General features: G+C 64.0%; 20 protein-coding genes, 1 tRNA gene and 1 other RNA gene. 12 read left to right on the forward strand and 10 right to left on the reverse strand.

Annotated elements, in window-relative coordinates:
* Positions 1-272: 272 nt before the first annotated feature.
* The 4 genes from F624_RS0105520 to F624_RS0105535 all read left to right on the forward strand — a co-directional run bounded on the left by F624_RS0105520 (position 273) and on the right by F624_RS0105535 (position 8238).
* Positions 273-1826 (forward strand): class I SAM-dependent DNA methyltransferase, encoded by a 1554-nt coding sequence (locus tag F624_RS0105520; RefSeq protein WP_019573275.1) that lies wholly within the window; start codon positions 273-275, stop codon positions 1824-1826.
* Positions 1816-3147, forward strand: a complete 1332-nt coding sequence (locus tag F624_RS0105525; protein WP_157443330.1) for a restriction endonuclease subunit S — start codon at positions 1816-1818, stop codon at positions 3145-3147. The genes F624_RS0105520 and F624_RS0105525 overlap by 11 nt, the downstream gene beginning before the upstream one ends.
* Positions 3144-4859, forward strand: coding sequence for an RNA-binding domain-containing protein (locus F624_RS0105530; protein WP_019573277.1), 1716 nt, complete (start codon positions 3144-3146; stop codon positions 4857-4859). The genes F624_RS0105525 and F624_RS0105530 overlap by 4 nt, the downstream gene beginning before the upstream one ends.
* A 199-nt stretch (positions 4860-5058) precedes the next feature.
* Positions 5059-8238, forward strand: coding sequence for a type I restriction endonuclease subunit R (locus F624_RS0105535; protein ID WP_019573278.1), 3180 nt, complete (start codon positions 5059-5061; stop codon positions 8236-8238).
* Between the two features lie 235 nt (positions 8239-8473).
* Here F624_RS0105535 and ffs read toward each other — a convergent pair.
* Together ffs and F624_RS0105540 are read right to left on the reverse strand one after the other, a co-directional pair.
* An RNA gene (ffs, locus tag F624_RS33920) (signal recognition particle sRNA small type) lies at positions 8474-8570 on the reverse strand.
* Between the two features lie 58 nt (positions 8571-8628).
* Positions 8629-9192, reverse strand: a complete 564-nt coding sequence (locus tag F624_RS0105540) for a cytochrome b (protein WP_019573279.1) — start codon at positions 9190-9192, stop codon at positions 8629-8631.
* A gap of 107 nt (positions 9193-9299) precedes the next feature.
* Here F624_RS0105540 and dnaX point away from each other — a divergent pair, with 107 nt between their 5' ends.
* From dnaX to F624_RS0105565, 5 genes are all read left to right on the forward strand, one after another.
* The gene (gene dnaX, locus F624_RS0105545; RefSeq protein WP_031254208.1) at positions 9300-11498 is read left to right on the forward strand and encodes a DNA polymerase III subunit gamma/tau; all 2199 of its coding nucleotides are present in this window, start codon (positions 9300-9302) and stop codon (positions 11496-11498) included.
* Positions 11499-11574: 76 nt separating this feature from the next.
* The gene (locus tag F624_RS0105550) at positions 11575-11907 is read left to right on the forward strand and encodes a YbaB/EbfC family nucleoid-associated protein (protein WP_019573281.1); all 333 of its coding nucleotides are present in this window, start codon (positions 11575-11577) and stop codon (positions 11905-11907) included.
* 46 nt (positions 11908-11953) lie between these two features.
* Complete coding sequence (gene recR, locus F624_RS0105555) at positions 11954-12547, forward strand: recombination mediator RecR (RefSeq protein ID WP_019573282.1); 594 nt, start codon at positions 11954-11956, stop codon at positions 12545-12547.
* Between the two features lie 174 nt (positions 12548-12721).
* Positions 12722-13144, forward strand: a complete 423-nt coding sequence (locus tag F624_RS0105560) for an MAPEG family protein (protein ID WP_019573283.1) — start codon at positions 12722-12724, stop codon at positions 13142-13144.
* Positions 13145-13305: 161 nt separating this feature from the next.
* Positions 13306-14355, forward strand: coding sequence for an ABC transporter substrate-binding protein (locus tag F624_RS0105565; protein ID WP_019573284.1), 1050 nt, complete (start codon positions 13306-13308; stop codon positions 14353-14355).
* A gap of 82 nt (positions 14356-14437) precedes the next feature.
* Here the strand turns inward: F624_RS0105565 and F624_RS0105570 are convergent, their stop codons facing one another.
* Together F624_RS0105570 and gloB are read right to left on the reverse strand one after the other, a co-directional pair.
* Positions 14438-16039, reverse strand: coding sequence for a transglycosylase SLT domain-containing protein (locus F624_RS0105570; protein ID WP_019573285.1), 1602 nt, complete (start codon positions 16037-16039; stop codon positions 14438-14440).
* Positions 16036-16830 (reverse strand): hydroxyacylglutathione hydrolase, encoded by a 795-nt coding sequence (gloB, locus tag F624_RS0105575; RefSeq protein ID WP_019573286.1) that lies wholly within the window; start codon positions 16828-16830, stop codon positions 16036-16038. Before gloB ends, F624_RS0105570 begins: the two co-directional genes overlap by 4 nt.
* 146 nt (positions 16831-16976) lie before the next feature.
* Here gloB and F624_RS0105580 point away from each other — a divergent pair, with 146 nt between their 5' ends.
* The 3 genes from F624_RS0105580 to F624_RS0105590 all read left to right on the forward strand — a co-directional run bounded on the left by F624_RS0105580 (position 16977) and on the right by F624_RS0105590 (position 19483).
* Positions 16977-17789 (forward strand): class I SAM-dependent methyltransferase, encoded by an 813-nt coding sequence (locus tag F624_RS0105580; RefSeq protein WP_019573287.1) that lies wholly within the window; start codon positions 16977-16979, stop codon positions 17787-17789.
* 3 nt (positions 17790-17792) lie between these two features.
* Positions 17793-18242, forward strand: coding sequence for a ribonuclease HI (rnhA, locus tag F624_RS0105585; RefSeq protein ID WP_019573288.1), 450 nt, complete (start codon positions 17793-17795; stop codon positions 18240-18242).
* Positions 18243-18379: 137 nt separating this feature from the next.
* On the forward strand, positions 18380-19483 hold the full coding sequence (locus tag F624_RS0105590) for a serine hydrolase domain-containing protein (RefSeq protein WP_019573289.1): 1104 nt from the start codon (positions 18380-18382) through the stop codon (positions 19481-19483).
* 13 nt (positions 19484-19496) lie between these two features.
* Here F624_RS0105590 and mobA read toward each other — a convergent pair whose 3' ends face one another.
* From mobA to F624_RS0105620, 6 genes are all read right to left on the reverse strand, one after another.
* Positions 19497-20162 carry a molybdenum cofactor guanylyltransferase MobA gene (mobA, locus tag F624_RS0105595; RefSeq protein ID WP_019573290.1) on the reverse strand — a complete coding sequence of 222 codons (666 nt, stop codon included), beginning with the start codon at positions 20160-20162 and terminating at the stop codon, positions 19497-19499.
* A gap of 12 nt (positions 20163-20174) precedes the next feature.
* Positions 20175-21353 carry a GTP 3',8-cyclase MoaA gene (moaA, locus tag F624_RS0105600; protein ID WP_019573291.1) on the reverse strand — a complete coding sequence of 393 codons (1179 nt, stop codon included), beginning with the start codon at positions 21351-21353 and terminating at the stop codon, positions 20175-20177.
* A 122-nt stretch (positions 21354-21475) separates the two neighbouring features.
* A complete protein-coding gene (locus F624_RS0105605; protein WP_019573292.1) occupies positions 21476-22237 on the reverse strand; it encodes an SDR family oxidoreductase in 762 nt (253 codons plus the stop codon).
* 91 nt (positions 22238-22328) lie between these two features.
* Positions 22329-23762: an aldehyde dehydrogenase family protein gene (locus tag F624_RS0105610; protein WP_027478643.1), complete on the reverse strand. Its 1434-nt coding sequence runs from the start codon at positions 23760-23762 to the stop codon at positions 22329-22331.
* Positions 23763-24230: 468 nt separating this feature from the next.
* Entirely contained in the window at positions 24231-24422 is a 192-nt protein-coding gene (locus F624_RS0105615) for a hypothetical protein (protein WP_019573294.1), read from the reverse strand.
* A gap of 144 nt (positions 24423-24566) precedes the next feature.
* Positions 24567-24643 (reverse strand) — tRNA-Arg (locus F624_RS0105620).
* Positions 24644-24749: the final 106 nt, after the last annotated feature.

The following is a 24749-nucleotide window of genomic DNA, read 5'->3' on the forward strand; positions in this document are numbered from 1 at the left end:
GTCAGGGGGCGGAAGCAGGCTGGCGACTCATCGTCGGGCTTCTTCATCGAGGTTGAACGCACCGTCAAACATGGCGGTGCGCAGCCCCTGTTTCAGGGTCGGCAGTGCTTATCTCGCGATGGGAGTTTGGGCGCCCCAAACTGGGGTTTCGGCTCGGGCAGAGCCCTCGATAGGGCCCTTTAAAGCTGTGTACCATCGGCCTACATCAACGACCCCCAAGATTGCAGGGAGCGTGCTGATCCACCTGGTCAGGCACCTCTGGCGACGCCCTCATGCTGGAAGACATCAAGAAGACCCTCTGGGCCACCGCCGACAAGCTGCGGGCCAACATCGATGCAGCCGAATACAAGCACCTGGTGCTGGGCCTCATCTTCGTCAAATACATCTCGGACACCTTCGCAGCCCGCCGCGCCGAGCTGACCACCCGCCTGACCGACCCCGACGACGAATACTTCTACGGCGATGCCGACCCGGCCGACATCGAGGCTGAGCTGGAAGACCGCGACTACTACAAGGAGGTCAATGTCTTCTGGGTGCCCGCCGAGGCGCGTTGGGAGGCCCTGCGCAACGCCGCCAAGCTGACCGACATTGGCAAGCGCATTGACGATGCCCTGACCCTGATCGAGGCCGAAAACCCCAAGCTCAAGGGCATTCTGGACAAGCGCTACGCCCGCGCCCAATTGCCTGACGGCAAGCTCGGTGAGCTGGTGGACCTGGTGTCCACCATCGGCTTTGGCGAGAACGCCATCACCGCTCGTGATGTGCTGGGCCAGGTGTACGAATACTTTCTGGGCATGTTCGCCAGCGCCGAGGGCAAGCGGGGCGGGCAGTTCTACACGCCGGCCTCCATTGTCAAAACCCTGGTCGCCATTCTGGCCCCGCATGAAGGCAAGGTGTACGACCCCTGCTGTGGCTCGGGCGGCATGTTTGTGCAGTCAGAGAAATTCATCGAGGCCCACGGCGGCAAGCTGGGCGATGTGAGCATCTATGGCCAAGAGGCCAACCCCACCACCTGGCGCCTGGCCGCCATGAACCTGGCCATCCGTGGCATCGACTACAAGCTGGGTCGCGAACCTGCCGACACGTTCACCCGCAACCAGCATCCCGATCTGCGGGCCGACTACATCCTGGCCAACCCGCCCTTCAACATCAGCGACTGGTGGCATGGCAGCCTGGAGGGTGATCCACGCTGGGAGTACGGCGATCCACCCCAAGGCAACGCCAACTACGCCTGGCTGCAGCACATGCTGTACCACCTCAAGCCCACAGGCCGTGCCGGCATTGTGCTGGCCAATGGCTCGATGAGTTCCAGCCAGAACAACGAGGGTGTGATCCGCGCTGCCATGGTCGATGCCGACGTCGTTGAGATCATGGTGGCCTTGCCAGGCCAGTTGTTCTTCAACACCCAGATCCCCGCCTGCCTGTGGTTTTTGGCTAAGCAAAAGACCACCCGCAAGGGCGAGGTGCTGTTCATCGACGCCCGCAAGCAGGCCAGCATGATCAGCCGCGTGCAGGCCGAGCTGACCGATGAGGTCATTGCGCGCATTGAAGGCGTTGTAGCCGCCTGGCGCGGTGAGGCGGGTGCAGGCCCCTATGAAGATGTCAAAGGCTTCTGCCGCAGCGTGCCCTTGGCGGAGATTGCCCAGCATGGCCATGTGCTGACGCCTGGGCGTTATGTGGGCGCTGAAGAGGTGGAGGACGACGACGAAGCCTTTGGCGAGAAGATGCGTAAGCTGACCGAGAAGCTTGGTGAGCAGATGGCCAAGGGATCAGAACTGGATGCGCTGATTCGGGTGAAGTTGGGGGGGCTGGGGTATGAGTTCTGAGTTGGTCACGCTTCATCGTTTTGCTGACCTTCTATCTGAACCATTGCGAAACGGCGTATACAAACCCAAAGAGCATCACGGTCGCGGAATAAAAATTGTGAACATGGGCGAGCTTTTTGGTCATCCCAGGCTTCGCAATGTTTCGATGAAAAGACTCGAGCTGACCGATGCTGAACTGCGAAAGGCAAGTCTGAAAGAAAATGACTTACTGTTCGCTAGGCGCTCTCTTGTAGCTGAAGGTGCGGGTAAATGCAGCATAGTCAAAGAGATAGTGGAGGCAACTACCTTCGAAAGTTCGATTATTCGGGCTCGTCCCAATCCAAGCCTCGTTGATAGTGACTACCTGTACTACTTTTTCGCTTCGCCTCAAGGTCGAGAGCTTATGGGTACTATTTTGCGACAGGTAGCTGTTTCCGGTATAACGGGTGGTGACCTCGCTGAGTTGAAGATACCGTTACCAAATCTTCAGGATCAGCGCATGCGAGCTTCTGTATTGGTAGCTATCGACGACCGTATCACCCTCCTGCGCGAAACCAACACCACCCTCGAAGCCATCGCCCAGGCCCTGTTCAAGTCCTGGTTTGTCGATTTCGACCCCGTGCGCGCCAAGATGGAAGGCCGCATGCCCGAAGGCATGGATGAGGCCACGGCGGCCTTGTTTCCTGATGGGTTTGAAGCGTCGGAGTTGGGGTTGGTGCCAGAGGGATGGACTACTTCTCCTATTTACGACTTGGCAACCTTCATTAATGGTGCGGCGTACAAAGTATTTGAGCCAAACGCCGAGCAAAGGGGGCGACCAATCATTAAGATTGTTGAACTCAAGTCAGGGATTACGTCGCAAACGGCATATTCGGATGTGGAAATGCCGAGAAAGTACCTCATTGAGACTGGCGATATTTTATTTTCATGGTCTGGTAATCCGGATACATCCATTGATACTTTTGTTTGGACGTTTGAACCAGCTTGGTTGAATCAGCACATCTTCCGAGTATTGCCGCATGTAGATCACGAGCGCACATTTGTACTGCAGATGCTCCGTCATTTGAAACCTGTTTTCACCGAGTTGGCGCGCAATAAGCAGACTACGGGCCTTGGTCACGTGACTGTTGCCGACATGAAGCGCGAACTCATTGCAATCCCTTCAGGGAAATTGGTGGAGCATTTCGATTTGACGATCAGGCCGATACACGCAAGAATCTTTGAGAATCAGCGTCAAGCCCAATCCTTAGTCACCCTACGCGACACACTACTCCCGCGCCTCATATCCGGCCAACTGCGTCTCCCAGATGCAGAGTCACAACTTGCTGAGGCTCTCTCATGAGCATTCCTGAGGCCACCGAGATCATTCAGATCCTGGATCAGTTGGATCACCACATTGCCGACGACCTGGAGGGGCAGTACCTTGATTTCAAGCCCTCGCTGGGGCCAAAAGAAGATCTCAAGGTGGCCTGTGAGTACGCAGTGTGTTTCTCCAACGCCGGCGGCGGTGTGGTGGTCTTTGGCGTCGCTGACAAAGTGAAAGGTCGAGCCCAGGCCATTCAGGGATGCAAGGGGCACGATCTGGATGTGTTTCGACGGGGTATCTACGACGGGACTTCGCCAGGGATCGACGCCGAGGTGTTCGAGTTGCAGGTGCCAGAAGGCACGGGCAACTTGCTTGTGATGCGCGTGGCTGAGGGGCTGCACAAGCCCTATGGCACCGCGGCAGGGCTGTTCAAACAGCGGATCAGTAAAAACTGCATGCCTTTGGACCCCAGCGCGTTTCAGCATGCGCAGGTAAGGACAGCAGCCTTGGATTGGAGTGGTGCGGTCGCCCAGGGGTTGACGCTACAGGATCTAGATCCCCTGCAAATCGAGCGCGCACGGCAGATTTTGCGAACCAAGGCGCCGTCTTCAGGTCTGTTGGAGTTGCCTGAAGCCAGCTTTCTGCAGGGCTTGGAGGCCATGCGGGACGGGCGTGTCACCCACACTGGCATGTTGTTGTTTGCCAGGCGTGAAGTGCTGGCCGCACATTGTCCCCAAGCACAGTTTCACTATGTCCTGCACGACAGCGAGACCACGGTGGCCCGAAATGACATCGACCGTTTGCCTTTGCTGGAGGCTGTCGAGCGCATGGAACAGGTGTTTGTTGGGCCGCTGAACCCCGAGCGAGAGGTGGAACTCGGCTTGTTCAAGGTGCGCATTCCACAGTTTCCTGTGGAGGGGGTGCGTGAGGCCGTGTTGAATGCACTGACACACCGTGACTATCTGAACCCAGGCGAAATTCTCATCCGGCATTCCGCCAAAGAATTGGTTGTGACCAGCCCGGGTGGCTTTGTGGCGGGCATCACGCCTGAAAATATCCTGCGACACGAAGCTGTGCCTCGGAATCGAACTCTGGCGAACGCCTTGGTCAAGCTGAGGTTGGTTGAATCGTCTGGGGTGGGCCGGCGGCGCATCTTCCGATCTGCCCTGATCTATGGCAAGCGTCGCCCGCTCTACCAGACGGATGGCTTCTCGGTCACCCTGCGCATGTTCAACCGCGAGACCCATGATGAGTTGGTGCAGTTGGTGGCGCGGCTGGACGCCCAAGGTGCCGAAGTGTCGCTGGACCACCTTCTGGTCCTAGACACCTTGATGGGCCAGTCATTCATTGATGTGGCAGAGGTCGCTGAAGTTTTGCAGTTGCAAAAGGACGAAGCCAAGCAGGTTGTGGAGGCCATGTGCCAACCACCTCTCGACTTGTTGGAGCGCAAAGGCCATACCGCTGCAGCCACGTATCACCTGGCCAAAGGGGTGGCCAAGACATTGAAGGGTAAAGCTGCCTACACCCGCACACGAGGGCTGAACCCAGTCAGGTACGCCGAGATGGTGAAAGTCTATTTGGCTGATCACCAACGCATCGACAACGCTCAGTTGCGGGATCTCCTTGGCCTGGGGGAGTCGCCTTCAGCATCTGTTGAGGCTTCTCGCTATCTGAAAAAGTGGAGCAGCGACGACGGTTTCCTGGTCAAGCAAGTGGTGAGGGGAAAGCCTTTCTACACCTTGCGATGAGCGTTTAGCAAACCTTATTTCTGACCTGGTGTTTGAGGAAAGCTCATTGAAATCAATGAGTTGCTACGATTTCTGTTAAACACTTTGTTAAACGCTTTGGTGACTCGACGGGCACGTAGCAAGAAAACGCCGAAATGTATGCGCGCCAACAGTGAGATGTCTAAAAAAGGCCGCATTTCTATACACATCAGGGAGGGGCATGACCGAAGACCAACTCGAACAAGAAACGCTGGCCTGGCTGCAAGACGCGGGCTACACCCGCCGCTACGGCCCCGATATCGCCTTTGACGGCTCCTCGCCCGAGCGGGCCGACTACCGCCAGGTCTTGCTGCCTTTCCGCCTGCGCGATGCCATTGCCCGCCTGAACCCTGGCATCCCTGCTGCTGCCCGTGAAGATGCCCTGAAGCAGGTGCAAGACTTGGGTATCCCCGCCTTGCTGTCGGCCAACCGTGCCTTCCACAAGCTCTTGGTGGGCGGCGTGCCGGTGCAGTACCAGAAGGACGGCGAGACCCGCGGCGACTTTGTGCGCTTGGTCGATTGGGCACAGCCTGAGAAGAACGAGTGGTGGGCGGTCAACCAGTTCACGATCAAGGGTGCCCACAAGACCCGGCGCCCCGACATCATCCTGTTCGTCAACGGCCTGCCCCTGGTCTTGCTGGAGCTGAAGAACCCTGCCGACGAGAATGCCAATATCTGGAAGGCCTTTGACCAGATCCAGACCTACAAAGAGCAGATCCCCGACGTCTTTCAGTACAACGAGGTGCTGGTCATCTCGGACGGCACCGAGGCCCTGATGGGCTCGCTCTCGGCCGATGCCGAGCGCTTCATGGCTTGGCGCACCATCGACGGCGTGACGCTGGACCCGCTGGGCACCTTCCAGGAGTTGCAGACGCTGGTGCGCGGTGTGCTGGCCCCCCAGTACCTGCTGGACTACATCCGCTTCTTTGTGCTGTTTGAGGATGACGGCACCCTGGTCAAGAAGATCGCGGGCTACCACCAGTTCCATGCCGTGCGTGCGGCCATCCAGCAGGTGGTGACGGCATCGCGCCCCGGGGCCTCGCGCAAGGGTGGCGTGGTGTGGCACACCCAGGGCAGCGGCAAGAGCATCACCATGACCTGCTTTGCTGCGCGGGTGATGCAAGAGCCGGCCATGGAGAACCCGACCATCGTGGTGATCACCGACCGCAATGACCTGGACGGCCAGCTCTTCGGCGTGTTCAGCCTGGCGCAAGACCTGTTGCGTGAGCAGCCGGTGCAGGCCCTCACGCGGCCTGACTTGCGGGCCAAGCTGGGCAACCGCCCTTCGGGCGGCATCATCTTCGCCACCATCCAGAAGTTCATGCCGGGCGAGGGTGAAGACACCTTCCCGGTGCTGTCGGAGCGCAGCAACATTGTGGTGATTGCCGACGAAGCCCACCGCACCCAGTACGGCTTTGAAGCCAAGCTCAAGACCATCAAAAAGCGCTCGGCAGGCTTGGCCACCGGAGATGGCGTTCCGGCCGCTCTGCACGCCGAATTGGACCCCGGCAAGTATGAGGTGACGCGCTACCAGGCGGGCTACGCACAGCACCTGCGCGATGCACTGCCCAATGCCACCTTTGTAGGCTTCACCGGCACGCCGGTCAGCAGTGCGGATCACGACACCCGGGCCGTGTTCGGTGACTACATCCACGTCTACGACATGCAGCAGGCCAAGGAAGATGGCGCCACCGTGGCCATCTACTACGAGTCGCGCTTGGCCAAGCTGCGTCTCAAAGAAGACGAGTTGCCAGCCATCGATGACGAGGTGGACGAACTGGCCGAAGACGAAGAAGAAAGCACCCAGGCCAAGCTTAAAAGCCGCTGGGCGGCCCTGGAGAAGATCGTGGGCGCCGAGCCCCGTGTGGCCAGCGTGGCTGCGGATCTGGTGCAGCACTTCGAGGAGCGCAATCAGGCCCAGACCGGCAAGGCCATGGTCGTGGCCATGAGCCGCGAGATCTGTGTTCACCTCTACAACGAGATCATCAAGCTGCGGCCCGACTGGCACGACGACGACCCCGAGAAGGGCGCCATCAAGATCGTGATGACCGGTTCGGCCAGCGACAAGGCCTTGTTGCGTCCGCACATCTACGATGGTCGGGTCAAGAAGCGGCTGGAAAAGCGCTTCAAAGACCCGCAAGACCCGCTGCGCCTGGTGATCGTGCGCGACATGTGGCTGACCGGCTTTGATGCCCCCTGCGTCCACACCCTGTACGTGGACAAACCCATGCGCGGCCACAACCTGATGCAGGCCATTGCCCGGGTCAACCGGGTGTTCAAGGGCAAGCAAGGCGGCCTGGTGGTGGACTACATCGGCATCGGCAACGAGCTGAAAGCCGCCATGCGCGAGTACACCGCCAGCAAGGGTCGGGGCAGCCCCACGGTGGACGCCCATGAGGCCTACAGCGTGCTGATGGAAAAGCTCGACGTGCTGCGGGCCATGCTACATGGCTGCGATTACAGCGATTTCCTGACCGGGGGCCACCAGACCCTGGCCCGCGCCGCCAACCACGTTCTGGGCCTCAAAGAAGAAGCCGGCAAGGACGGCAAGCGCCGCTTTGCCGATGCCACCCTGGCACTGAGCCAGGCCTTCTCGCTGTGCTGCACTCTGGACGAGGCCAAGCGGGTGCGCGAAGAGGTCGCCTTCATGCAGGCCGTGAAGGTGATCCTGACCAAGCGCGACATCACCGCCCAAAAGCGAACCGACGAGCAGCGTGACGCTGCCATCCGCCAGATCATCAGCAACGCCGTGGTGTCAGACCAGGTGGTGGACATCTTTGACGCCGTGGGCCTGGACAAGCCCAATATCGGCTTGTTGGACGACGAGTTCCTGGCCCAGGTGAAGAACCTGCCCGAGAAGAACCTGGCGGTGGAGCTGTTGGAGCGCCTGCTCGAAGGCGAGATCAAAAGCCGCTTCGGCAGCAACGTGGTGCAGGAGAAGAAGTTCTCGGAGATGCTGGGCAACGTGATCAAGCGGTATCAGAACCGTTCCATCGAAACCGCGCAGGTGATGGAAGAGCTGGTCGAGATGGCCAAAAAGTTCCGCGAACAGGCGACCCGGGGTGAGCAACTGGGTTTGTCAGACGACGAGGTGAAGTTCTACGATGCCCTGGCGAACAACGAATCTGCCGTCAAAGAACTGACCGACGAAACGCTCAAGAAGATCGCCCATGAACTGACCGAAAACCTGCGTCAGAACCTGACCGTGGACTGGTCACAGCGTGAAAGCGTGCGGGCCAAGCTGCGTCTGATGGTCAAGCGCATTCTGCGCAAGTACAAATACCCGCCGGATTTGCAAGAGGCCGCCGTGGAGCTGGTGCTTGAACAGGCGCAGGCGTTTGGGGAGGCATGGGGGGAATGAGCAAGCCCCCAATGACTTGAGTCAGCAGCCGCGAAAGACGCTTGAATGAAGGGGGTGATCAGCAGGCAGAACGACACGCAGCTAGTAGCAATTACCGCGTCGAAACAAACCAGTGAGTTTTGAAGCCACAGCGCACCTGTTTGAAGGTTACGTGTGACACCCATGTTGTACAAATCGCCCGCTTTGAGGATCAACCAGCTGCAAGCTGTTGATTGCAAACGATTTGAAAGAAGAAGTTGACGAGCCTTACCCCCGGCACTGGCTCCACAGTTAGGGCTGCTTGGTTCCCCACCTGACCCGGTTGGCCGCTTCACCATGCGGGGAGGCCCGTCAGCGGCAAGTATATGCGATGGCGAGGGGCGTTCCGGGCTGCTGCGGCTCAAAGCTGCGTCAATGTCGGGCTGTGCGTTGCCAGGGCAGCATGCGCATCAAGGTGTTGTCGCGCACCAGGTAGTGGTGCACCAGCGCAGCGGCGGTGTGCAGGCCGACGAGCACATAGCCGAGGGTGGCGCCGGTTTCGTGCAGCTCCATCAGGTTGTGGGCCAGGGCTTTGTCGGGGCCCACCAGGGGGGGCAGTTCAATGCCCCAGAAGAAGGGGATGGCGCGGCCCTTGGCGCTGAGCAGGGCCCAGCCCAGCAGGGGCATGGCGATCATCAGCAGGTAGAGCAGGCCTTGCACCGCGTGGCTCAGGCCGGTCTGCCAGCGCGGCGGGGTTGGGGTGATGGCCGGTGTGCGGTCGACCCAGCGCAGCACCAGACGCAGCCACACCAGCACGAACACGGCCAGGCCGAGGCGGAAATGCCAGGCCACCAGCCCGGCGCGTATCGGGTCGCCCTTGGGGAACAGTTCGTGCAATTCGACGCAGATCACCAAGGCGACCAGCAGCAAAGCCATGAACCAGTGCAGGGCCAGGCTGGGCAGGCCGTACCGGTTTCGGGGGGTCAAGGAACGCATGGAGGAACTCCCTCGCTTCAAAAAGGGTTATTTTGAGACCGGGGCCTGAAGCCAATGTGAAGAGGCTGGTGCCGAGCGGCTGGCCGGGGCACATAGAATCACCCCCCATGTCCTATCTTGTGCTCGCCCGAAAGTACCGCCCCCGCAATTTCACGGAAATGGTGGGGCAAGAGCACGTGGTTCAAGCCCTGGGCAATGCCTTGCAGACCCAGCGCCTGCACCACGCCTACCTGTTCACAGGCACCCGCGGCGTGGGCAAGACCACGGTGTCGCGCATTTTGGCCAAGTCGCTCAATTGCGTGGGCCCCGATGGGCAGGGTGGCATCACCAACACGCCTTGCGGGGTGTGCCAGGCCTGTACCGACATCGACAGCGGTCGTTTTGTCGATTACACCGAGCTGGATGCCGCCTCCAACCGGGGCGTGGACGAGGTCCAGTCGCTGTTGGAGCAGGCGGTCTACAAGCCGGTGCAGGGGCGCTTCAAGGTCTTCATGATCGACGAGGTGCACATGCTGACCAACACCGCGTTCAACGCGATGTTGAAGACCCTCGAAGAGCCGCCCGAGTACCTGAAGTTCGTGCTGGCCACCACCGATCCGCAGAAGGTGCCCGTCACCGTGCTGTCGCGTTGCCTGCAGTTCAACCTGCGGCCGATGGCACCCGAGACGGTGCTGGAGCACCTGACCCGGGTGCTGGCGCTGGAGTCGGTGCCCGCTGAAGAAGGAGCCTTGCGCCTGCTGGCCCGTGCCGCCCGGGGCTCGATGCGCGACGCGCTGTCCTTGACGGACCAGGCCATCGCCTTCGGCAGTGGTGAATTGCACGAAGCCGGCGTGCGCCAGATGCTGGGCAGTGTGGACCGCAGCCACGTGTTCCGCGTGATTGCAGCCCTGGCGGCAGGGGACGGGCGCAGCGTGGTCGAGACCACCGACGCCCTGCGCCTGAATGGCCTGTCGGCCGCGTCCACCCTCGAAGAGATGAGCGCTGTGTTGCAGCGCATGGCCGTGTTCCAGGCCGTGCCGCAGATGGCTGCCGCCCTGGACCCGACCGACCCCGAGGCGGGCGAGATCGCGCGCCTGGCCGAGCTGCTGCCGGCCGATGAAACCCAGCTGCTCTACAGCATGTGCCTGCACGGCCGCGCCGAGCTGGGTCTGGCCCCCGATGAGTACGCGGCTCTGACCATGGTGCTGCTGCGTTTGCTGGCCTTCAAGTCGGGCCACCCGCGCAGCGAAAACGGGTTGGCTGAAAAAAAAACTCTGAAACCAGCGTCGGCCGCCCCTGAGCCCGCTGCGGCAGTGGCTCAGGCGCCCGCCGCGGTGGCTTCCAAGCCTGCTTCGTCACCGGTTTCCGCCCCCCTTTCTGGCCCCGTTGCTGCCCCCGTTTCCGCACCTTTCACGGCGACTGTTTCGGCACCACCGCCCGCCCCGGTGCGTGCCAGCCCCCTGGCTTCATTGTCCGAGCCCGTCGTTCGCACGGCTGTGCCTGAGGCCCTGTCCTTGCCCAGCCCGGCCCCGGTGAGCGTGCCGCCGGTGTCTGCCACGCCTGCTGTCCCTGCCACCCCTGCAGCCTCTGTTGCCCCGGTGCCCCCCCCCGCGCCAGCCGCAGCGCCAGCGCCGAGCCCTGAGCCCCCGGCCCAGGATGGCCGTTGGAGCGAGTCTGCCGATGACGGCGATGCCGGCGGGCCGCCGCCTTGGGCCGATGAGTGGCCCGACGATGGCTCGGTGGCCGTCACCCCGGCCCCGACCCGTGGCGCTTCACTGCCGGTGCGCGAGCCCGGCGACACGCCCTCCGGTGGCGTGGCGGGTGGTGGGCCTGCCCCTGATCTGGTGGCCGTGCCGGTGCGCGTGCAGCCCGAGCCTGGCGAGCGCACGCAGCCGCGTTACGACGTGCATGCGGCCTCTCGCGTGGCCCCCACCTTTACCCCCACCGAAGACGGTGAGTTCTGGCATGCCACGGTGCAGCAGTTGGCGGCCGCCGAGGCCATCACCGCCCTGGTGCGCGAGCTGGCGCTGCAGTCGCAGCTGGTGGCGCGCGATGGTCAACACTGGATGCTGCGCGTCGAGCGCGAATCGCTCAACCAGCCCAACAGCCGCGAGCGTCTGCGTCAGGCCTTGCAGCAGGCCGGCTTGGCCAGCCAGATCACGGTCGAGCTGGGTGTGGTGATCGACAGCCCGGCGCGGCGCAATGCGGCGGCCGCTGCGGCGCGGCAGAAGCTGGCCGAGGAGATCATCCTGGGCGATCCTTTTGTGCAGTCGGTCATGCGCGACTTTGGCGCGAAAATCGTGCCCGGCAGCATCAAGTCGGCCTGAGTGGGCCGATGGGTGCCGAGGCCTTGAATTTTTCCGTTCGTTTCTTCAATCACTTCTCCTAGAAAGACTTCCGATCATGTTCAACAAGGGACAACTCGCTGGCCTCATGAAGCAGGCCCAGGCCATGCAGGACAACCTCAAGAAGGCTCAGGAAGAGCTGGCCTTCATCGAGGTCGAGGGTGAATCGGGCGCCGGCCTCGTGAAGGTGCTGATGACCTGCAAGCACGACGTCAAGCGCGTGACCATCGACCCCAGCCTGCTGGCCGACGACAAGGACATGCTCGAAGACCTGGTGGCGGCTGCTTTCAATGCCGCCGTGCGCAAGGCCGAGGAGACCTCGGAGCAGAAGATGTCCAAGCTCACGGCCGGCATGCCTGGCCTGCCGGGTGGCATGAAGTTCCCGTTCTGAGACCCGTCGCCTTGTCTTCGCTGGGCCGCTGTGCGGCGCTTCGGCCATGAGCTCGGACACCCACTCGCTGGACGCCTTGGTGCTGGCGCTGCGGCGCCTACCGGGGGTGGGCGTCAAGTCGGCCTCGCGCATGGCCTACCACCTGTTGCAGAACGACCGCGAAGGCGCCCAGTTGCTGGCCCATGCGCTGTTGGATGCCAGTGCCAGCATGCGCCACTGCGAGCGTTGCCACACGTTCACGCAGCAGCCGGTGTGTGCCACCTGCCTGGACCCGGCGCGCGATGCCACGCGACTGTGCGTGGTCGAGTCACCGGCCGATCAGGCCGCGCTGGAGCGCACGGGCGCCTACAAAGGCCTTTATTTCGTGCTGCTGGGGCGCATCAGCCCGCTGGACGGTATCGGGCCCCATGAGATCGGCATCGATCTGCTGTTTCAGCGTGCCTGCGATGGCGTGGTGCAGGAGGTGATCCTGGCCACCAATTTCACGGCCGAAGGCGAGGCCACAGCCCATGTGGTCGGCGAGGGCTTGCGTTCGCGCGGGCTGCGGGTGACGCGCCTGGCCCGTGGCGTGCCGGTGGGCAGCGAGCTGGAGTACGTGGACCTGGGCACCATCGCCCATGCGCTGGCGGATCGCCGTTGACGCTTGGTTCAGGGGTCGCCATTGCGTCCTTTCTGGCGGCTTGGCGCACCGGCCCGTGATGTAATGGCGGGCTTGTTTCATACCCGCCACGGCGCGCCCGGGCCATGTCCGGGCCGGGCTGCAGTGAGGGGCCCGTGAGGCCACGGGGCTGCCGCGCAAGATCAGATTTCTGTCATGAACACTCTTCATTTTGTCCGTTTCACGGTCGCCTACTGGTGCCTGCTGGCGGCCGCCTTGCTGCCCTATGTGTGTGCCGGCATCGCCAAGTCGGGCTTGCTGGGCAAGCCCCGCAACCAGGGGGGCTATGACAACGACCACCCCCGCCAATGGATGGCCCGGCAGACCGACTGGCGGGCGCGCGCCAATGCGGCCCAGGCCAACAGCTTTGAAGGTCTGCCGTTTTTCATGGCCGCAGTCATCATTGCGCACCAGCTTGGCGCGGCACAGACCTTGCTCGACATCCTGGCCTTTCTGTATGTGCTGACCCGCGTCCTCTACATCACCATGTACGTCGGGGGCCTGTCCAGTGCCCGCAGTGCCGCCTGGGCGGTGGGGATGCTGTTGAACTTGGTGATCCTGTTCATCGGTTACCACTGAAGGTGGTGGCGTGGCGGCACTCGGTGCGCCGCCTTGCAATGGTCCTGACACAGGCAGATGGCACACTGTTCCCCCGACCCGCACGGCGTGATTCCGATGCGGGTATTTTTTTCATCTCGTTGCATGTTCAATCGTCCCCAGCCCCTTGAGGAGTTTTCCGGATGAGGCCGCCCCTGGTGCTGAATCGCCGCGTGTTCGGCGGTGTGCTCACGCTGGCTGCCACCTCTCTGGTGGCCCCTGTGGTCCGGGCCCAGGCGCCGCTGGAGCGCAGCACCGTGTCGATCGCGGTGGGTGGCAAGGCCACGTTTTATTACCTGCCGCTGACCATTGCCGAACAACTGGGCTACTTCAAGGCCGAAGGCCTGGACGTGCAGATTCTGGACTTTCAAGGCGGCGCCCGGGCCTTGCAGGCCTTTGTCGATGGCGGGGCTGACGTCTGCTCGGGGGCTTTCGAGCACACCCTGCGTTTGCAGAGCCGTGGCATGCCCGTCAAGGCCTTCGTGCTGCAGGGGCGGGCCCCGCAGGTGGTGGTGGGGGTGTCGCACCGCACGCTGCCGGGCTACAAGGGCCTGGCCAGCCTGCGCGGGCGCCGCATCGGGGTGTCGGCACCGGGCTCGTCCACCGACACGGTCTGCCGCCTGTTGCTGGCGCGCGCGGGCCTGGCCATGCAAGACATCAACACCGTGGCGGTGGGCGTGGGCAACACCGCGCTCACGGCCCTGCGCTCCGGCAGCATCGATGCGCTGAGCAGCGTGGACCCGGTGATGACCATGCTGGCGCAGAAGAACGAGGTGCGCGTGGTGGCTGACACCCGCACCCTGCGCGGCAGTGCCGAGGTGTTTGGTGGCCCCATGCCGGCGGGCTGCCTGTTTGCTGCATCTGCCTTCATTCAGAAGAACCCGCGCACCGTGCAGGCCATGACCAATGCCATCGTGCGGGCCCTCAAGTGGCTGCAGACAGCGGGCCCCTCTGACCTGCTGCAGGCCGTGCCTGAAAGCTATCAGCTGGGGGACCGGGCGCTGTACCTGGCGGCCTTCGGCAAGATGCGCGAGGCGATTTCGCCCGATGGCCTGCTGCCGGACGACGGGCCTCGCACGGCCTTGCGCGCCCTGGCCGTGGTGGATGCCTCGATCCAGCCCGAACGCATGGAGCTGGCGCGGCTCTACACCAACGAATTTGCCCGCCGCGCCAGAGACCTGCTCAAAACCTGAGGGCGGTCTCGCAGTTTTCAAACCCTGGGCGCTGGCAGCCCGGCTTGCACACGTGCCCTGAACACCCTGCGCGTGGGACCGTTCAGTGCTTGCGCCGCGACGGCGCTGCCGTTGGCGTGTTGCGGGTGGGTGCCGCGGCGCTGCGCGCTGCCTGGCGGGTGGGCCGGCTGCTGGTGTTGGACACTGTGGCGCGCGAAGGCGCGCTCTTGGTGTTGCTGCTCGAGCCGCTGTGGCTGGCCAGGCTGGGGGTGCGTGGCTGGTAGGGCAGGTACACGATCACCGACTGGCCCACCTTGAAGGCGGCCGAGGTCTTGGTGTCGTTCCAGTCGGCCACCTGGCTGACGGTGAGCTTGTAGCGCTGGGCAATGCTGAGCACGGTGTCCTTGCGACCGGCCTTGACGACGGTGCGGCGGGTGACGATCTCGGGCGCGAGTGCCAGCTGGCCGGCATCGGCCACCCGGCTGCCCACATCGTTGTCGAGGGCGCCCAGGCGGGGCACGATCAGGGCCGAACCGGCCTTGATCAGCATGCGGGGCGGGATGTTGTTCACGTTGCGCAGGTCGTACTCGCTCATGCCCACGCGCTGCGCGGCCGAGGCCACCGACATGGTGCTGGGGGCCGTCCAGGCCGTCCAGGTGGCCAGGCGCTCGTGGTAGGTTTCAAGGTTGCGCTTGAAGATGGTGGCGTTGTCCCAGGGCAGCAGGATCTGGGGCGTGCCAGCGGCCAGGATCACGGGCCGGTGCACCGAGGGGTTGAGGGCCTTGAAGTCGTCCAACGGCACTTCGGCCAGCTTGGCGGCCAGGGCCACGTCGATGTCGCCGGGGATGTCCACCGTCTCGAAATAGGGGTGGTTGGGGATCAGGGCCAGCTCGGCACGGAACAGCTCCGGGTTGGCCACGATGTTCTTCACGGCCTGCAGCTTGGGCACGTAATAGCGGGTTTCGTTGGGCATGCTCAGGTCGACATAGCGGGTGCCCAGGCCTTGCTTCTGGTTGCGTGCAATGGCCCGCCCCACGCTGCCTTCACCCCAGTTGTAGGCCGCCAGGGCAAGTTGCCAGTCGCCAAACATGTTGTAGAGCTTTTGCAGGTAGTCGAGCGCGGCCCGGGTCGAGGCCAGTACGTCGCGCCGGTCATCGCGGAAGACGTTCTGCTTGAGGTCGAAGGTGGTGCCGGTGGCGGGCATGAACTGCCACATGCCGGCTGCCTTGGCCGACGAGACCGCCTGCGGGTTGAAGGCGCTCTCGATGAAGGGCAGCAGGGCCAGTTCGGTGGGCATGCCGCGTCGCTCCAGCTCTTCAACGATGTAGAACAGGTATTTGCGCGAGCGCTCGGTCATGCGGTTGAGGTAGTCCGGCCGCGCGGTGTACCACTGTTCCCGGTCGTGCACCAGATCGGTGTCGAGGTCGGGCATGGCAAAGCCGGAACGGATGCGCTCCCAGATGTCGGACGGTGCCGCCAACTGGGCCACCGGACGTGAGTAGGCCTCGGCCGCGGCAATCGGTTGCAGCGGATTGGCCCCTCCCAGCGTCAGGGTCATGGGTGAGCGGGGGGCAGACGGGCGCGTGGCGGCGCTGGTCGTGCTGGAGGCGGTGGCCTCCGGGCTGCCCGGGGTCGGGTTGGGTGCATTGGCACAACCGGTCAGCCACAGCAAGGCGGCCAGACAGGCCGCGGTGAGCAATTTCATTTGAAGTCGTTTTTCCATTCGCGCAGTTGCGCGAACACGGCGGCGTCATCGGCGCCGGAGGTGTCGGGGGCCTGGGCTTGCACGGCCTCGATCACCGAGGGCTGGCGCGAGCGCAGGAAGGGGTTGATGGCTTGCTCCAGCGCGATGGTGGAGGGCAAGGTGGGCTCATGCCGTGCCCGCTGTGCAATGCATTGGGCCTGGTGCTCGATCAGGGCCTGGTTGTGGGGCTCGACCGCCAGCGCAAAGCGCAGGTTGGACAAGGTGTATTCGTGGGCGCAGCACACCCGGGTGTTGCCGGGCAGGGCGCTCAAGCGGTCCAAAGAGGCCAGCATCTGGGCCGGCGTGCCTTCAAACAGCCGCCCGCAACCGCCCGAGAACAAGGTGTCGCCACAGAACAGCAGGGGGGCAGTCGGGTCGGTGGCGGGGTGTTCGAGGTAATAGGCGATGTGCCCTGCCGTGTGGCCAGGCACGCCGATCACCTGAAAACGGAAGCTGGCGGCTTCCACCGAGTCGCCCGCGTTCAGCCGAGTGACGGGTTCGGGCAACCTTTCGCCCGCCGGGCCCCACACGCTGGCGCCTGTTTGGGCCTGCAGCGCGGCCACGCCGCCGGTGTGGTCGGCATGGTGGTGGGTGAGCAAAATGGCTTCCAGGCGCAGGCTCGGCAGGCGGGCCAGCGCGTCCAGCACGGGTTGGGCATCGCCTGGGTCGACCACCAGCGCCCGTTGGCCATCGTGCAGCAGCCAGATGTAGTTGTCCGCGAAAGCCGGCAGGGGAATGAGGTGTGTGGTCATGGACGGGCGGATTATAGAAAGATGAGGGGCTGGCAGGGGGATCGCAGGCGCTATGCTCTGGGGCTGGTTCCCGGCGCTTCTGCGCCGGGTTTCATGGCGCCACCCGGCGTGCCCCAGCCACCGAGTTTCGCATTTTCAGCCCGCCCATGCAGTCGCTTCATGAATGGTTTCAGACCCCGCCCGGGCGCTACCTGATGGCCTGGGAGCAGGCACGCATCGATGCGGCTGTGGCCGATATCTTTGGCTACCACAGCCTGCAGCTCGGCCTGCCCGAACTGGACGCCTTGCGGCGCAACCGCATGCCGCACCAGTGGCTGGCCGTTGACAGTACCGAGGTACAGGCCGCCCCGGGAGGCCTGCGGGCCGCCCTGGTGACCGACTTTGCGGCGCTGCCCTTTCCCGAGGCCAGCCTCGATCTGGTGGTGCTGCCCCACACGCTGGAGGTGTCGCACGACCCGCACACCACCTTGCGCGAGGTGGCGCGGGTGCTGGTGCCGGAGGGGCGGGTGGTGATCTGCTGCTTCAACCCCACCAGCCTGTGGGGCGCGCGGCAGCGGCGCGAGCACCTGTACCAGCGTTTTGGCTGCGGCCAGCTTTACCTGCCGGGGGCCGGCGATTTTCTGGGCTACCTGCGGCTGCGCGATTGGCTGCGGCTGCTCAGCTTCGAGGTCGAGGAGGCCGACTTCGGTTGCTACCGACCTGCGGTCGACACTGACACATGGCTGCGGCGTTTTGAATGGATGGACCGCGCAGGCCCGCGCTGGTGGCCGATCTTCGGTGCCGCGTATTGCCTGGTCGCGGTCAAGCGCGTGCGCGGCATGCGCTTGCTGGGGCCCGCCTGGAAGACCGCGCGCCGGCCGGCCGGGGTGCCGGTGCCGGCGGTGAATCGCCAGCATCATCAACCCGCCAAGGCGGCCGGCCAAGCGTCGGCATCCCGTTTTGAATCAGAAGGATTTTGAGTTTTGAACCATGTTGTGATCTACACCGATGGCGCCTGCAAGGGCAACCCTGGGCCCGGTGGCTGGGGCGTGTTGCTGAAATCGGGCAGCTTCGAGAAAGAATTGTTCGGTGGCGAGTTGGGCACCACCAACAACCGCATGGAGATGATGGCGGTGATCGAGGCCTTGACGGCGCTCAAACGGCCCTGCCAGGTCACCCTGTTTCTGGACAGCGAGTACGTGCGCAAGGGCATCACCGAATGGATCCATGGCTGGAAGGCCAAGGGCTGGAAGACGGCCGCCAAGCAGCCCGTGAAAAACGCCGAGCTGTGGCAACGCCTGGACGCGCTGGTGGCCACCGGCGGCCACCAGATCGAGTGGCGCTGGGTGAAAGGGCACGCCGGCGACCCGGGCAATGAGCGCGCCGACGCATTGGCCAACATGGGGGTTGAAAAGGCCCTGGGCCGGCGTTGATGGCCCATCATGCGGGGTGACAGGGGTTTGACGGCGTCGTCTGGCCGCAACGCACACGGGCGCGCGTGGCGCACTGCCTCGTGGGCGCCGTATCCTGTCGTCAACGGGCGTTGCCCGGCGCTTCGGGGGTGAGGGAGATGGATGTTGATCCGCAGGCGGCGGCTGTGCAGGCCGCGCGTCAATCGTTGCAAACGCTGCTGACGGCGGGCCAAAGCCCGGGGGTGCAGTACCTGTTCATGCACGGTCAGCAGGCGTGGCTGTCCTTTCAGGCCGGCCTGGCCGACCCTGGCACAGGCCAGGTGCTGCAGGCGAGCCACCGTTTCAACCTGCATTCGGCCACCCAGTTGTGGACGGCTGCGGCGGTGTTGCGTTGCGTGCAGACGGGGCTTTTGGCCCTGGATGAGCCTTTGCAGGCCTACCTGCCTGGCCATGCTGAGCTGGGCACCGCGACTGTGCGCCAGGCTCTGTTGCACACGGCAGGCTTTGCCAACCCCAACCCCCTGGCCTGGATTCACCTCGGTCGCGACAGCTTTGACCCGTACAAGGTGGCCCAGGCCCTGCTGGACGAGCATGGGCGCCCGGTTCGTTCACCCGGTGGGGCGTACCGGTACTCGAACATCGGCCCTCTCTGGTTGGGCCAGGTGCTGCGCGCGGTCACCCGTCAATCCTTGCCAGATTACCTGCAGGCGCAGGGCCTGTTGGGTGGTGAGGCACACGCGGGCGGGCACCTGAGTTTTGAGCGGCCCGATCCGCCCCAGCACGCTCGGGGCACCTTGCCCCGCTGGGGCTGGCTGAACCCCGTGCTGGCCTGGATGCTGGACCGCGACCGCTTTGTGGCTGGGGTGAGTGGTGCCTGGGTTCGGTTGGAACACCACCAGGCCGATGCCCAGGCCTGCAATGGCCTGATCGGCAATGCCGCTGGCGTGGCCGCCAGCCTGCAGGGCTTGCTGGGGCGTCATGGCCTGGCCAGCAGCGGTTGCCTCTCAGGCTTGTTCGATTCGGTGCCCATGGTGGGGCCGGCGCGTGGTCTGGGCGGCTTCACCGGTTGGCTGGAGGGGCAGCACTGGTGCGGGCACGCCGGCGGCGGTGTGGGCCACTACGGCGAGTGGCGGGTGTATCCGCGTTTGCAGGCCGTGAGTGTGCTGCTGCTCAACCGCGCAGGTTTGCGCGACGAGGGCTTGCTGACGCGCATCGACAAACCTTTGGTGGCGGCCTTGGGACGGCAACTCGCCCAGGGGTGATGGCCCGGGTAGCTCAGGCCAACCGGGCCAGCTCGGCCGGGGTGTTGACGTTGGCGAAGTCCGTGGGTTGATCTTCCGGTCGATCAAACACGGCCTCACCCAGAGGGTGTCGACTCAGCCAGGCGCCCACCTTGCGCTCGCCTTCTTGCAGCCAAAGAGCCAGGTCGTCTGCCAGGCTGCGGTGCAGCAGGCAGAACACCGGCTGGCGCCAGGGGCCGGGGCGCCCCTGGGGTGTGGCGCCCCCGTTGTCGTCCGGGGTGAAGGCCCGCACGGTGGCCAAGGCTTTGGGTGGCGTGCCCAGGGCTTGCACCAGGCGTTGGGCCAGATCGGGCGGAAAGTTCGGCACGTCGCAGGGCACGGTCAGCAGCCAGTCGGTGGTGCAGTGGCGCAGGCCGCTGAGCATGCCGGCCAGCGGGCCTTGGGGCTCTTCGGCAGGCGCATCGGTCCAGACCGGCACGCCCAGGGCCTGGTACCGGTCCAGATGGCGGTTGGCGTTCAGGGCCAGTGGGCCCACCTGGGGCCGCAGGCGCTGCAAGGCGTGCCAGGCCAGAGCTTGGCCTTGCAGTTGTACCAGGCCTTTTTCCTGACCCATGCGCTGCCCCTGGCCGCCGGCCAGGACCAGGCCGGTGATGTGCTCCGGGCCGATGGGGGCTTGGATATCTGCTGAAGGCACGGCCATGCAAGACAGGGTTCAGCCGCCGATGTAGCTCATTTCAACCCGGCGGCTGACGTTGGCCGGGGCCGTGGCTTCGGCGGGCAGGCTGGCCCGCAGCTCGGAGTACCGATCGCTGCGGCCTTGCCAGATGTGGCCGATGGCCGAGGCCAGTTCCGCATCACTGGCACCGCTGCGCAGCAGGCCGCGCAGGTCGTGGCCTTGGCTGGCGAACAGGCACAGGTAGACCTGGCCTTCGGTGGACAGGCGGGCCCGGTTGCAATCGTGGCAAAAAGCCTGGGTGACGCTGCTGATCACGCCCACTTCGCCCAGGGCAGGGTCCCATTCGCCTGCGGAGTTGGCATAGCCCCAGCGCTGGGCGGTTTCGCCCGGGGCGGCCGCTTCGAGCGGCACCAGCGGGAACTCGGTCTTCAGCAGATCGATCACCTGGGCCGAGGGCAGCACCTCGTCCATGCACCAGCCGTTGGTGGCGCCCACGTCCATGTACTCGATGAAGCGCAAGGTGACGCCGCGCCCCCTGAAGTAACGCGCCATAGGCAGGATCTCGTGTTCGTTGGTGCCGCGCTTGACCACCATGTTGACCTTGAGTCCGCCATGGGCGCCCAGGCCGGCATCACGGGCGGCTTCAATGCCTGCCAGCACATCGGCCACCGGAAAGTCGACATCGTTCATGCGGCGGAACACCGCGTCGTCCAGGCCATCGAGGCTGACGGTGACGCGCTGCAGGCCGGCCTGGCGCAGGGCCTGGGCCTTGCGGGCCAGCAGCGAGCCATTGGTGGTCAGGGTGAGGTCGGGCGGCAGGCCATCGGGCGTGCGCAGGGCGGCCAGCATCTCGATCAGGTGTTCGAGGTTCTTGCGCAGCAGGGGTTCGCCCCCGGTGAGGCGGATCTTGCGCACGCCATGGGCCAGGAACTGCGCCGCCACGCGGGTGATTTCTTCGAAGCTCAGCAGCGAGGCGTGGGGCAGGTAGGGGTAGTTCTTGTCGAACACCTCTTTGGGCATGCAATAGCTGCAGCGGAAGTTACACCGGTCGGTGACGCTGATGCGCAAATCCCGCAAGGGGCGGTGCAGGCGATCGCGCAACTGGCCCTGCGCCGGGATCAGGGGCAGGGTTTCGGCAACTCGCTGCCCCGACTGGCGCCAATCGGCGACAGGGATGATGCGATTCGCGGACGGAGAGGGGGATCGTTCTGTCATGCAGGCAAGGGGGTCGGGAGGGGCCTGGTTCAGGCACCCCGGTCATGCGCGCAACGGTACACCAGAAGCAGAGCCCCGACGGGCCTCATGGGGGAAATCCATGAGGCTTGCCTGACGGGAGATCAGACGCAGCGGGCGCCGTCCACTTCGATGCACACGCCCGAGATGAACGCGGCTTCGTCCGAGGCCAGGTACAGGGCCGCGTTGGCCACGTCCAGTGCGGTCGAGAAGCGGCCCAGCGGAATGGTGGCCAGAAACTTGGCACGCCGGGCGTCATCGACCGGGCCACCGGCAAACTCGGCGGCCAGCCCGGTGTCGGGGTTGAACACCGGGTTGATGCAGTTCACGCGGATGTTGTCTGGCCCCAGTTCGGCCGCCAGCGATTTGCTGATGGTGATGACGGCGCCCTTGGAGCCGTTGTACCAGGTCAGGCCCGGGCGAGGGCGCACGCCCGCGGTCGAGGCGATGTTGATGAAGCTGCCGCCCCCGTTGGCGCGGAATACCGGCGTGGCGTGCAAGGTGGCGAGGTAGATGCTCTTCACGTTGATGGAGAAGCAGCGGTCGAACTCCTCCTCGCTCACTTCGAGGGCGGGGCGGTTGCGGTGCGTCCAGCCCGCGTTGTTCACCATGGCGTCGAGCTTGCCGTAGAGGCGAACCGACTCGTCCACCAGGGTCTTGACCTCGTCCGAGCGGGTGACGTCGGCCTTGAAGAAGGCGGCTGTGCCGCCGGCCGCGGTGATCTCGGCCACCACCCGCTGGCCGCCGGCCTCGTTGATGTCGTTGACGAGCACCTGGGCGCCTTCGGCCGCCAGGCGCTTGGCGATGCCTTCACCGATGCCGTTGCCGGCACCCGTCACGATGATCGATTTTTGGTTCACGCGCATGAAATGTCTCCAGAGGGGGCTGTTGGGGCGGTGGCGGCAGGATCAGCCGCTCTACCGCCACCGTGCTGAGAAAACCTGAGCTGGGTGGGCCTCAACCGTGCCGGATGGCCACGGTCTTCAGGGTGGTGAAGCCGTAGAGGGCTTCAAACCCCTTCTCGCGGCCATAACCCGAGGACTTGACGCCCCCGAAGGGCAGCTCGACACCGCCACCTGCACCATAGTTGTTGATGAACACCTGGCCGCAGCGCAGGCGCTTGGCCATGCGGAACTGGCGCCCGCCATCGCGGGTCCAGACGCCGGCCACCAGGCCGAAGTGGGTGGCGTTGGCCAACTCCACCGCGTGGTCTTCATCGCGGAAGCGCATGGCGGCCAGCACGGGGCCGAACACTTCCTCTTGCGCCAGGCGGTGGTCCACCGGCACATCGCGCAGCAGCGTGGGGGCCTGGTAGTAGCCGGTTTCGGGGGCTTCTTCGACCACCCGGCCCTGGGCCACCATGGCGATGCCGGCCACCTGGGCGTCGGACAGGAAATCCCAGACCCGTTGCTGCTGGGTCTGGCGGATCAAGGGGCCGACATCCAGATCCAGGTGGGCCGGGCCCACGCGCAAGGCCTCGAAGGCATGACCCAGGCGCTCCAGCAGGGGCTCGTAGATGCTGTCCTGGATCAGCACGCGTGAGCCGGCCGAGCAGGTCTGGCCGGCGTTCTGCACGATGGCATTGATGATCACCGGCACGGCCGCATCGAGGTCGGCATCTTCAAAAATGATTTGCGGGCTCTTGCCGCCCAGCTCCAGGGTGACCGGGCAGTGCCGCTCGGCGGCCACCTGCTGGATCAGTGTGCCCACCTTGGGGCTGCCTGTGAAACTGATGTGGTCGATGCCGGGGTGGCGTGCGAGGGCGTCACCCACTTCGTGGCCGTAGCCGGTGACGATGTTCAGGGCGCCGGCCGGGAAACCCACCTCGGCGGCCAATTGCGCCACCCGGATCAGCGACAGGCAGGCGTCTTCGGCTGGCTTGACCACGCACACATTGCCCGCCGCCAGGGCACCGCCCACGCTGCGGCCAAAGATCTGCATCGGGTAGTTCCAGGGAATCACATGGCCGGTCACGCCGTGCGCTTCGCGCCAGGTGAGCACGCTGTAGCCATCCTGGTAGGGAATGGTTTCGCCGTGGAACTTGTCGGCCGCGCCGGCATAGAACTCGAAATACCGCACCAGGGCCAGGGCATCGGCCCGGGCCTGCTTGGTCGGCTTGCCGCAGTCGCGCTGCTCCAGGGCGGCCAGTTCGTCGGCATGTTCGCCGACCTTGACCGACAGGCGCATCAGCAATCGGCCGCGCTCGGCAGCACTCAGCTTGCCCCAGACCGTGTCGTAACACTGACGCGCAGCCCGGACGGCGTCGTCGATGTCCTGGGCGTTGCTGCGCTGAAGATGATCAAAGACCTGCCCGTCCGAAGGATCGATCACTGGCAGGGTTTTGCCCGAAGAACTGGGCACCGATGCGTTGGCGATGAAGTTGAGTTGCATGCCGGCATTTTGCGCCAATGTAGCAATGCCTACATCAGGGGCGTGACGGAGCGGGGACACCCCAGCCGTCGCGCTTGGGGGCGGCTGCCATCGTCAATACCGGGGAGCAAAGGGGTGGTGGGAGGCGACGTTGCATCGCAACAGATTGAATCGCCCAACGACAAAAAGCGCCAATCAAGGCGCTTTTGGGAGGTGTCGTGGGGTTGTTGGGCCGTCTGGGGGGAGAGGGTTCCCCCGGCCAGGGGTCAACGCTGAGGGCTGCGCTTGCGATCGCGATCGTCGTGGGGCCAGGCGTTGACAGGTTGTTTGGCGAAGCTGGAATTCATTTGAAATCTCCGTGGATGGAGCTACAACGAAAGGCCAGCAGACTTGGTTGACAGTTTTTTTGAGAAATTTTTGAGGTGGGCGAAAGTTCGGTAAAGACCAGCCGCTACGGGTGAAAAGGCTGTTAATTCAATACCGAAATGCTTATGTTTTATTATTTTTTCGACCGCCGTCAGACAGGGTCAAAGCCAGTGTCTGGCGGGTCAGAGCTTCTGCTTCCTGGGCTTCCGGCGTGCGCTGGGCGATCTTGAGCAGCAAGATCAACTCGTCCAGCCCGGCGAGCGCATCGTGCACGGCCAGGCGCAGCTGGCGTAACTGAGCATCTGTGGAGTCCATGCGTCATTCTGGTCTGCCAGACGCCAACTTCAAGTGTCTCTTTGATAGGAAATGTAAAGCGCCTACCGTCCAAGGCCCTGCCATGGGCCCGGATCATCAAACTGGGGAGCGCGCCTCGAACCGGCTGGGCCTGCGTTCAAGGATTGGCCTGCCCGACAGGAATCGAACCTGTGACCCACAGCTTAGAAGGCTGTTGCTCTATCCAACTGAGCTACGGGCAGTCGCATGGATACTGCGTTTCGCGCTACGGTTTGTGTAGCGCTTTCCGACGCGCATCGGAAAGGATTCCAGCGCGCCCCGGATTATGCCCTCGAAACTGGCGCGATT

Source organism: Curvibacter lanceolatus ATCC 14669 (assembly GCF_000381265.1).
In the GTDB taxonomy this organism is placed as follows: Bacteria; Pseudomonadota; Gammaproteobacteria; order Burkholderiales; family Burkholderiaceae_C; genus Curvibacter; species Curvibacter lanceolatus.